Origin of the sequence: Faecalibacterium sp. OM04-11BH (genome assembly GCF_003482185.1) — a bacterium.
Classification (GTDB): Bacteria; Bacillota; Clostridia; order Oscillospirales; family Ruminococcaceae; genus Faecalibacterium; species Faecalibacterium tardum.
This window is the reverse complement of sequence record NZ_QULS01000015.1, coordinates 59,666-69,862: the sequence shown is the minus strand read 5'-3', so window position 1 is coordinate 69,862 and position 10,197 is coordinate 59,666. Positions and strand designations below refer to the sequence as shown.

General features: G+C 57.3%; 6 protein-coding genes and 1 tRNA gene. 6 read left to right on the top strand and 1 reads right to left on the bottom strand.

All coding sequences use genetic code 11. The annotated features are described in order from the left end of the window. Window positions 1-207: 207 nt before the first annotated feature. The gene (locus DXB44_RS12110; RefSeq protein WP_118658879.1) at window positions 208-1,815 is read right to left on the bottom strand and encodes an MBL fold metallo-hydrolase; all 1,608 of its coding nucleotides are present in this window, start codon (window positions 1,813-1,815) and stop codon (window positions 208-210) included. Window positions 1,816-2,029: 214 nt separating this feature from the next. On the opposite strand from DXB44_RS12110, the gene typA reads away from it, so the two are divergent. The 6 genes from typA to DXB44_RS12080 all read left to right on the top strand — a co-directional run bounded on the left by typA (window position 2,030) and on the right by DXB44_RS12080 (window position 10,070). Beyond that, window positions 2,030-3,853 carry a translational GTPase TypA gene (gene typA, locus DXB44_RS12105; RefSeq protein ID WP_118658878.1) on the top strand — a complete coding sequence of 608 codons (1,824 nt, stop codon included), beginning with the start codon at window positions 2,030-2,032 and terminating at the stop codon, window positions 3,851-3,853. Window positions 3,854-4,009: 156 nt separating this feature from the next. Continuing rightward, window positions 4,010-4,086, top strand: a tRNA-Asn gene (locus DXB44_RS12100). Between the two features lie 329 nt (window positions 4,087-4,415). Next, window positions 4,416-6,752 carry a peptidase domain-containing ABC transporter gene (locus DXB44_RS12095; RefSeq protein ID WP_118658877.1) on the top strand — a complete coding sequence of 779 codons (2,337 nt, stop codon included), beginning with the start codon at window positions 4,416-4,418 and terminating at the stop codon, window positions 6,750-6,752. Between the two features lie 159 nt (window positions 6,753-6,911). Beyond that, on the top strand, window positions 6,912-7,367 hold the full coding sequence (locus DXB44_RS12090) for a hypothetical protein (protein WP_055184800.1): 456 nt from the start codon (window positions 6,912-6,914) through the stop codon (window positions 7,365-7,367). Window positions 7,368-7,369: 2 nt separating this feature from the next. Continuing rightward, window positions 7,370-8,482: an HlyD family efflux transporter periplasmic adaptor subunit gene (locus DXB44_RS12085; protein ID WP_118658876.1), complete on the top strand. Its 1,113-nt coding sequence runs from the start codon at window positions 7,370-7,372 to the stop codon at window positions 8,480-8,482. A gap of 64 nt (window positions 8,483-8,546) precedes the next feature. Then, window positions 8,547-10,070 carry an Ig-like domain-containing protein gene (locus DXB44_RS12080; RefSeq protein ID WP_118658875.1) on the top strand — a complete coding sequence of 508 codons (1,524 nt, stop codon included), beginning with the start codon at window positions 8,547-8,549 and terminating at the stop codon, window positions 10,068-10,070. Window positions 10,071-10,197 lie beyond the last annotated feature (127 nt).

The window sequence follows — 10,197 nt, the reverse complement described above, 5'->3', positions numbered from 1 at the left end:
CCATGCAAGCGCTCTCCCAGCTGAGCTAAACCCCCAGATGTTTGGCTTTGTGCCTGACGACATGGGTTATTATACCAGCCGGAGGGGCGCTTGTCAACGGTTTTTTTACAAAAATCTCTTCTCTTTTTTCAGCGGTGCAGTGTGCCCGAAATCTTTTGACGCAGCTGCGTTTTTCCCGGGGCTGCTCTGCTGCAAACTACTGCCGCATCACCTATCCCATTTGTCGCACAGAGCGTTGATCTGGTCGGCAAATTTTGCCAGATCTTTATTTGCACCGCCCTCGTTGTGCTCGATGACCCGCAGCAGGCGCTTACCGGCGCTGAGCAGCCGCTGGAACACGGTAGCGGCGCGGTTTGTACCCTCGCCAGTTCTCTGCTCCACGCGGACCTTTGTGCCCTCTTGCAGGCAGACTGCACCCTCGGCACCGATGGCCCACTGTGCACCATTGTAGGGCGCACAGGCGGTAAAGCCCTGCTCGGTCAGGGTGTCCACAAAGCGGTTTTCCACCTCGTCCTCGCCGTGGATCACGAACACCCGCCGGGGCTTTTCCGTAAAGGCGTTCACCCAGCGCAGCAGACCGTCCTTGTCGGCGTGGCCGGACATGCCGGTCAGCTGGCAGATCTCGGCCTTTACCTCGATGGGCTCACCGAACAGCTTGACCAAATCCGTTCCTTCAATGAGAGTGCGTCCCAAGGTGCCCACCGCCTGAAAGCCCACGAAAAGGATGGTGCATTCCGGCCGCCACAAGTTGTGTTTGAGGTGGTGGCGGATGCGCCCGGCTTCGCACATTCCGCTGGCGGACAGAATGACCTTGGGCGTGCGGTCGGTGTTGATCATGCGGGAGTCGTCGCTGGTCACGCTGATGCGCAGCCCCGGCACGTTGATGGGGTCGATGCCCTTTTCCAGCAACGCGCGGGTCTGGGCGTCAAAGCAGTCGGGGTCTGTATCCCGGAAGATGCGGGTGGCCTCGGTGGCAAGCGGGCTGTCGATGTAGACCGGGAAGTTGCCGTGTCCTTTGACAAGGCCTTTTTCCTTGATCTCCCGCAAAAAATACAGCATTTCCTGCGTGCGGCCCACCGCAAAGCTGGGCACCACCACGTTGCCGCCCCGGTCAAAGGTGCGCTGCAAGATTTTTGCCAGCTCTGCCACATAGTCCGGCCGGGGGTCGTGGTTGCGGTCGCCGTAGGTGGACTCCATGAATACATAGTCCGCCTGTTGGATATAGGTAGGATCTTTTATGATGGGCTGCTCCAGATTGCCGATATCGCCAGAGAACACCAGCTTTGTGGTGGTGCTGCCCTCGGTGATCCACAGCTCGATGCTGGCAGAGCCCAGCAGGTGCCCCACGTCCACGAACCGTGCTTCGATGCCCGGGGCAAGCTTAATGCGCTTGCCGTACTCCACACCCAAGAACAGGCGGCAGGCGGCTTCAGCGTCCTGTATGGTGTACATGGGCTCCACCGGCTCTGCGCCGGAGCGCTTGCCCTTGCGGTTTTTCCACTCGGCTTCAAATTCCTGAATATGCGCCGAGTCCCGCAGCATAATGCCGCACAGCTCCACCGTAGGGATGGTGGCGTAGATCCTGCCCCGGAAGCCGTTGTGCGCCAGCAGCGGCAAAAGGCCGGTATGGTCGATATGGGCATGGGTGATGAGCACAAAGTCGATCTCGCCGGGGGCTACGGGCAGGGGCTGGTTTTCGTACACATTTTTACCCTGCTCCATGCCGTAGTCGATGAGAAACCGCTGCCCTGCCGCTTCCAGCATGGTGCAGCTGCCGGTCACCTCATGGTTCGCGCCTAAAAATGTCAGCTTCAATGCAAAACACCTCCGGTTCGTTTTATGGCTTTAGTATAGCATATTTTTAAGGTACACGCCGCACAAATCTGCGGAAAGTTTACGGGCATAATGCTGAATTGCAGAAAAAATTTTTATACAATCTTGACAAACCACCCTGTTCTGTTATAAACTTAGGTTTGTATGACGTTCGTTCGTATTTTATAAGTCTTTTTAAATAGAGAGGTAGAAATTTATGGTTCGTAACGATTTGCGCAACGTTGCCATTATCGCTCACGTTGACCACGGCAAGACCACCCTGGTGGATGCCCTGCTGCGTCAGAGCGGCGCTTTCCGCGACAATCAGGCCGTGGCCGAGCGCGTGATGGACAGCGGCGATATCGAGCGTGAGCGCGGCATCACCATTCTGGCAAAGAACTGCTCCTGCACCTACAAGGGTGTTAAGATCAACATCGTCGACACCCCGGGCCACGCCGACTTTGGCGGCGAGGTGGAGCGCGTGCTGAAGATGGTCAACGGCGTGCTGCTGCTGGTGGACGCCGCCGAGGGCTGTATGCCCCAGACCCGCTTTGTGCTGCAGAAGGCTTTGCAGCAGAACCTGAGCCTGGTGGTGGCTATCAACAAGATCGACCGCCCTGACGCCCGCATCAAGGAAGTCATCGACGAGGTGCTGTACCTGCTGATGGACCTGGGCGCTACCGACGAACAGCTGGAGTGCCCCATCCTGTTCTGCTGTGGCCGTGACGGCACCGCCAGCCTGGACCCGGATGTGCCGGGCACCGACCTGATTCCCCTGTTCGACACCCTGCTGAGCACCATCAAGCCGCCCGAGGGCGACCCTGAGGCTCCCTTCCAGATGCTGGTGTCCTCTGTGGACTACAACGACTTCGTGGGCCGCATCGGCATCGGCCGCATCCAGAACGGTGTTGCCAAGGTGGGCGAGGAAGTGGTCGTGTGCGACTGGCACAACCCCGACCTGAAGATGCGCGGCCGTCTGACCAAGCTGTACGACTTCCAGGCCAACGGCCGTCAGCCGTGCGACAACATCACCGCAGGTGATATCGTGGCATTCTCCGGTCTGCCGGACGTGACCATCGGCAACACCCTGTGCAGCCCCTCCAACGTGGAGCCGCTGCCCTTCGTCAAGATCAACGACCCCACCGTGGAGATGACCTTCTCGGTCAACGACAGCCCGCTGGCCGGCCGTGAGGGCAAGTTCGTCACCAGCCGTCAGATCCGCGACCGTCTGCAGAAGGAACTGCTGAAGGACGTGGCCCTGAAGGTGGAGGACTCCGCCACCACTGATTCCTTCCGTGTCATGGGCCGTGGTGAGATGCACCTGTCCATCCTCATCGAGACCATGCGCCGTGAAGGCTATGAGCTGCAGGTCTCTCCCCCGCACGTTCTGACCAAGGTGATCGACGGCAAGACTTACGAGCCCATGGAGCATGTCGTCATCGACGTGCCCACCCAGTATCAGGGTGCCGTCATGACCGGTCTGGGCCAGCGCAAGGCCATCCTGCAGCAGATGGAGTCCCTGGGCTCTGACCGTGTGCGTCTGGAGTTCCGGATGCCCAGCCGCGGCCTGTTCGGCTACCGCAACCAGTTCCTGACCGATACCCACGGCGAGGGCATCATCAACCAGATCTTTGACGGCTACGACGTCTGGGCTGGCATGATCGCCAACCGCTCCACCGGTTCTCTGGTCAGCTTTGAGACCGGCGAGGCCGTCACCTACGGCCTGTTCAACGCTCAGCAGCGCGGCACCCTGCTGGTGGGCCCCGGCGAGAAGGTGTACGAGGGCATGGTCATCGGCTACACCGCTTCCGGCGAGGATGTGGACGTGAACGTCTGCAAGACCAAGCACCTGACCAACACCCGTTCTTCCGGCTCCGACGACGCTCTGCGCCTGATCCCCATCAGCAAGCTGAGCCTGGAGGGCTGCCTGGAGTTTCTGGCACAGGACGAGCTGCTGGAGGTCACCCCGGAGAACCTGCGTATCCGCAAGCAGATCCTGAACCATGAGCAGCGCATGAAGGCCAAGAGCAAGCTGAAGTAATCTCAAAAAAGCATCCTTATTATAGCGGCGCAGAAGCACCTACGGGCGTTTTTGCGCTGCTTTTTTCATGGCTGACAAATTCCTCAGCATTTTTTGCAAAAAGGGCTTGCAAAAGTGCGGTGACTGCGGTATAATATTTCTCGCAGTCACTGATATGCCTCTTTAGCTCAGTCGGTTAGAGCACCTGACTGTTAATCAGGGTGTCGCCTGTTCGAGTCAGGCAAGAGGCGCCAGCAAGCGATGGATATTCTTCCATCGCTTTTTTGTTTATCTGCATCTTTTTCGCCCTTTCTTTACGGTTCTTAAAAAATATCGCCTTGAAGAACCCTAGTGGTTGTGGTATACTTTTATAAGTTTATAGGCGTGGAAAAGGTACTGTGCAGGCTGCACAGTCTTTTCTGCCCACAGACAGGCGCTCCCCGGTCAGAAGACTGCCGTGCAGGAGCGCAGTTTTTTCGTTGGTCAAATCAGCAGGCCGGCCGGTAGCTTTGTGCGGCAAACACGGGGCGGCAGGGCAGCTTGGTGTCGTTTGAATAAATCTTGAGAGTAAAAGGAAACATCTATGCGTTATACCTACGTCCGGCAGCACGATACCACCGACTGTGCGGCTGCCTGTCTGGCCATGGTGTGCCTGCACTACAAAAAGGAAGTTACCATCACCCGCCTGCGGGATATGATGGGCACCGACCTGAAAGGCACCAACCTTGTCGGCCTGCAAAAAGCCGCCAATGAACTTGGTTTTACCACCGCCGCAGTCCGCGTGGACCGCGAAAACTTTCTGAGTGATTTCTCACTTCCCTGTATTGCGCAGGTCATTACCGATCAGGGCTTGGCGCACTTTGTTGTGGTGTTCAAAAAGACCACCATCAAGGACGAGGGCGCGCGCCGCAAGCACATGCTGCAGGACGCCGAAGCCCGCAAGGAAAACGAGGAAAAAGGCAAAAAGCATAAGTGCAAGGATTACGTCATCATCGGCGACCCCGGCACGGAGCTGAAAAAGATCAGTCTGGACGAGTTCTACAAGAACTTCACCGGCGTGCTGCTGTTGATGAACCCCACCTCGGAGTTCAAGGGCGGCAAGATCGAAAAGGGCGGCATGATGAAGCGGTATATCAACCTGCTGCTGCCCCAGAAGAAACTGTTCTTCTACGCCATCCTCAGCTCGGTGATCACCACCATACTGGGCATCGCGTCCTCCATGTTCAATAAGATCCTGATGGACGAGGTTCTGCCATACGGGCTGAACAACCTGCTGGTCACCTTGATCTTAGTGTTCAGTGTGGTCAGCATTACCAGTACCCTGATCGGCTTTGTACGCCAATGGGTGCTGATCCACCTGTCCATCAAGATCGATATCCCGCTGATGCTGGGGTACTTCGGGCACATCTTCAACCTGCCCATGAAGTTCTTTGCCACCCGCAAGACCGGTGATATCACCACCCGTTACTCGGACGCAAACACCATCAAATCCATCTTTACCAGCATTGCGCTGAGCCTTGTGATGGATATTTCCATGGCTGTCATCACCGGCATCATTCTGTTCCGCATGAACGCCATGCTGTTCTCCATCTCGCTGTTCATGGCGCTGGTCAGCATCCTGCTGGTGCTGGTGTACAAGCAGCCCTATAAAAAGATCAACGAAGAGAGCATGGCACAGTCTGCTGCGCTGAACAGCCAGATGATCGAGAGCCTGCGCGGCATCGAGACCGTCAAGTGCAACGCCAACGAGCAGACCGAGCTGGATAATCTGGAACGCGAGTACATGAAGAGCTTGAAGATCAGCCTGCGTTCCAGCCGCATCAGCACCACGCAGGGTCTGATCTCCTCCTTCATCTCCACCGGCTTCAGTATGCTGACCACCTATGTGGGCATCACGCAGGTGCTGAACGGCGAAATGACGCTAGGCGGCTTTATGGCGTTCAGCACCCTGTCCGGCTACTTCACCTCCCCGTTGAGCAACCTGATCGGCTTGCAGATGGAGATTCAGGAAGCCAGCATCTCCATGAAGCGTCTGACCGAGATCATGGACTACCCCGCCGAGTACGAGACCGCAGACGGCGTGGAGCAGAGCGAGATGAGCAAGGTGGAGGGTGACATTGAGTTCAAGGACGTTACCTTCCGCTACGGCAACCGCACCCCCGCACTGGATCATGTCAGCTTTACCATCCCCGCCGGTAAAAAGGTGGCGCTGGTGGGCGGCAGCGGCAGCGGCAAATCCACCATTACCAAGCTGCTGCTGAAATACTACGACCCCGAGGACGGCGAGATCGATGTGAACGGCGTGAATCTGGCCGAGTACACCAACAGTTCGGTGCGCCGTGCCATTGCTTATGTGCCCCAGAACATCGAGCTGTTCAGCAAGACCATCTACGACAACATCCGCATCTCCCGCATGGACGCCACGCTGGACGAGGTGAAGGAAGCCGCCAAAAAGGCCGACGCTCACGAGTTTATCCGTCACCTGCCGCTGCAGTACAACACCTATCTGGAGGAAGCCGGCAACGGCCTGTCCGGTGGTGAGAAGCAGCGTATCGCACTGGCGCGTGCCTTCCTGAAGGACTCCAACCTCTACATTCTGGACGAGTCCACCAGTAATCTGGACTTTGCCACCGAGACGCTGATCTTCAACATGATCTACGAGCAGCTGGCGGACCGCTCCATGCTGATCGTGGCGCACCGCCTTTCCACCATCCGTGACTGTGACCTGATCCTTGTGATGGATCACGGCAAGATCGTGGAGCGCGGCAACCATGAGGAACTGATGGCAAAGGATGGTCGCTATGCCGAGCTGTGGAACATGCAGCAGGGCATCTTCCGCAAGCACAAGCCCGAGCCCGCTCCGCAAATGCCTTCCGCTGTGGTGGAAGAGGACGACGACGGCGAGTCCATCACCTACTGACCGCACCGCATCCGCAGCCTTTGCCCGGATGCCGCATAAGCTTTTTCCCGCTGGGGAAACCAAAGAATGCCTCGTTATGGTGTGCCCGGAGGCAGACGCTTCCGGGCACCTTTTTGTTTCGGCTTACATTAAAAATAACAGGATTAGGGGTAATTTATCATGAATGAAATCAAAGTTGCTGAAAACAAGACCCTCAAGCTGACCAATGTCCTCTCCCGCACTCTGCACCCGGAGGAGCTGGCTAACCTACCGGTCATCCTGACCCAGATGCAGAATTTTATGAAGAGCAACGGCGTGCAGCCCATCGGCCCGCTGGTGCAGGCGATCAAGCCCGGTACCGGCCCGGATCAGCTGCCGGAGATGTACATGATGCAGCAGGCCACCCAGATGATCCCCAACATGGAGCCCGGCTACCACATGGACGCTGTGCTGCGGGTAAAGAACTGCCTGTATGCCCACTACACCGGCCCGCTGAGCCAAAGCCAGCTGGCCTCCTCTAAGCTGCAGATCCATGCTTTTGAGAACGACATCAAGATGACCGGCAGCAGCTACACCATCTATGTCAATCAGGACGATGACGATGCCGTGGTCGATGTATTTATGGAGACCAAATAATTATGACAACAACCATTCAGAACCTTTCGGATCTGCAGGACCGCAGGATCATGATGGACAAAAAGCTGCCCCCTTACGGGTACGCCTTTGTCATTCTGACCGGCCTGTTCATGATCTTTCTGGTGATCTGGAGCACCCAGACCAACCGCATCTATGTCAGCCAGAACAGCGGTGTGGTGCAGGCCGCCAACAAGACCTACATCATGTCCAGCTACTCCGGCTCCATTACCGAGCTGTATGTCTCGGAGGGCAGCTATGTGAATGAGGGTGACCTGATCGCCCGGCTGAAGAGCACCGACCTGGATATGCAGAAGGATAATCTGCAAAGCCAGCTGGATATCTACCAGAAGCAATTGGACCAGTACAACAAGCTGCTCAAGTGCATTCAGGACGACACCAACTATTTTGACGAAGCCAACGCCGAGGATCAGCCCTACTACTACCAGTACCAGACCTACAAAAGTCAGGTAGCGCAAAAGACCTTTGACGCCACCACCTATCAGGCTGCCGGTTACTCCGACACCCAGATCAAGGCTTTGATGGAGCAAAACCAGAGCGAGCTGGAATCTTTGTACTACTCTACCATGCAGTCCATCTCCCAGAGCATTACCAGTGCACAGGTCAACGTGGATAACCTGCAGGCGCAGCTGGATTCCTTGAACACCGGCGCCAACGATTACTTCATCTACGCGCCCACCTCCGGCGTGATCCACATGGACACCCCCTACAAGGAGGGCATGGTGCTGAGCGCCGGTTCCGCACTGGCTACTGTTGCCAGCGAGAACGATGATCTGGAGATCATGGCCATGGTGACGGTAAACGACCGTCCCCTGCTGCACGTCGGCGACCCCTGCAAGATCGCCATCACCGGCCTGTCGGAGTACTCCTACGGCACGCTGACCGGCACCGTTACCTCCATTGACAGCGATGTGACCACCAGCAGCAACGCCTCCTACTACAAGATGACCATCAAGCCCGACGCCACCTATGTGGTGAGCCGCAGCGGCGACAAGGTGGATCTTTCCAACGGTATGAGCGTGACCGCCCGCGTGGAATACGATCAGGTCACCTATTTTGAGTATGCCATGGAGGCTCTGGGCGTGCTGTTCCGCTAAAACGGACTGCACAGCACGGCAGGATGTCCCCCTTTTACACCCACCCCAAAGAGGTACAAACAACATGATTCAAACCGCAAAGAAACTGGCCGCCTGTGTGCTGATGCTGGGTGTGCTGCTATGCGGCACCGCGCTGAGCGCTGCCGCCGCCAGCCTGCCTGTTGAAGAGCAGAACGGCGTTTCGCTGCCATGGCTCAAGGATGTGCCCGCCGAGAGCATTGCCACCGGCAGCTATTCTGCCAATATGCTGCTGGGCGCTTCCCAACAGCTGTCCCCCGTGGTCAAGCCCAGTTACAGCACCGACTCTGTGGTCTTTCTGACCGATGACAGCAGCGTGCTGACCGTAAGCAACAGCGGCGTGGTACAGGCTGTGGGCGTTGGCACCGCCACTGTTACGGCAGCAGCCGGTAACCAGATCTGCGCATACACCATCGTGGTGTCCATGGACTCCTCCATGATCGTGACCGAGATGGATCTTTCCCTTTCCTCCAATACCATCTATGTGGGCAACTCGGTGTCGGCTTCGCTGCAGGTGCGCCCCAGCTCTGCCTCCAACTACGCCACCGTTACGCTGACCTCCTCTAACGAGAAGATCGCCACGGTGAACAGCTTTGGCCGCGTGACCGGCGTAGCCCCCGGCAAAGCCACCATTACCGCCACCTGTGGCTCTGTGGTAGCCACCACCACCGTTACGGTGCTTGCCCTGCCCACGGATTCCTCTACCGGCACAAGCGGCACTCCATCCAGCAACAGCGGACAGGTGATCACCCCCAACACCAACTATATCGTGCTCAAGCCCGGTGCCACCCGCACCATCACGGCCAAAGCTACCCCCGCGAGTGCATCCCAGTCCTTCACCTTCAAGTCCGGCAACAGCAGCATTGCCACGGTCAGCCCCACGGGCGTGGTCACGGCGGTAGGCACCGGTTCTACCTCCATTACCATCTCCAACGGCAAGGCCACTGCCATGGTCACGGTCATTGTGAACCGCTCGGCAGAGGCTTCCTCCGGCAGCAACAGCAGCAATGACAGCACGAACACCCCGGACGATAGCACTTCCATCCCGCTGGACCCCGTGGTGCAGACCATTCAGGACAGCACGGAGGATCAGGTAGTGTTTGCCCAGTCCGAGGTGCCCATTGTGACCGGTGATATCCTGAACGCCCTGCGCACCACCGGTAAGACCTTGTGCGTGGTGGGCGACGGCTACACCCTGAACGTTTCCGGCAAAAACATAAAGAGCACCACCAGTGAGATCGACACCGCTATTACTTTCACCGAGAGCGAAGAGGGGCTGGAGTTTGAGCTGGACAACGGCCGCACCCTTCCCTGTGCGGTGCAGCTGGAGCTGGACGTGAGCACTTACTCCCACCTGTACCTGTACAACACCATCAGCAACAAGTGGCAGTACCTGAACAGCTACAAGGACGGCGTGATCACCGCTGACACGGCCGGTCGCTACCTGCTGACCAACCACAACCTGCGGTTCAGCAATATCGACTGGACCTTCTTCATCGCCGGCGGCGTGGTGATCGTTATCATTGCCATTGCCTACATCGCATTCAAAAAGCGCTACTGGTTCTGGTAAACGCCCCTTCTTCCCTGCATAAACGACCGCCCGCTGCACAAGCTTCTGTGCAGCGGGCGGTTTTGTGTTTACTTGTGAAAAAGTGGTTCCGAAACGCCTACGGGCGTCTCGGAACCACAGATAAAGC

Coding starts and splice junctions, on each gene's coding strand:
- typA (WP_118658878.1), top strand. CDS start 2,030: ATGGTTCGTAACGATTTGCGCAACGTTGCCATTATCGCTCACGTTGAC.
- DXB44_RS12095 (WP_118658877.1), top strand. CDS start 4,416: ATGCGTTATACCTACGTCCGGCAGCACGATACCACCGACTGTGCGGCT.
- DXB44_RS12090 (WP_055184800.1), top strand. CDS start 6,912: ATGAATGAAATCAAAGTTGCTGAAAACAAGACCCTCAAGCTGACCAAT.
- DXB44_RS12085 (WP_118658876.1), top strand. CDS start 7,370: ATGACAACAACCATTCAGAACCTTTCGGATCTGCAGGACCGCAGGATC.
- DXB44_RS12080 (WP_118658875.1), top strand. CDS start 8,547: ATGATTCAAACCGCAAAGAAACTGGCCGCCTGTGTGCTGATGCTGGGT.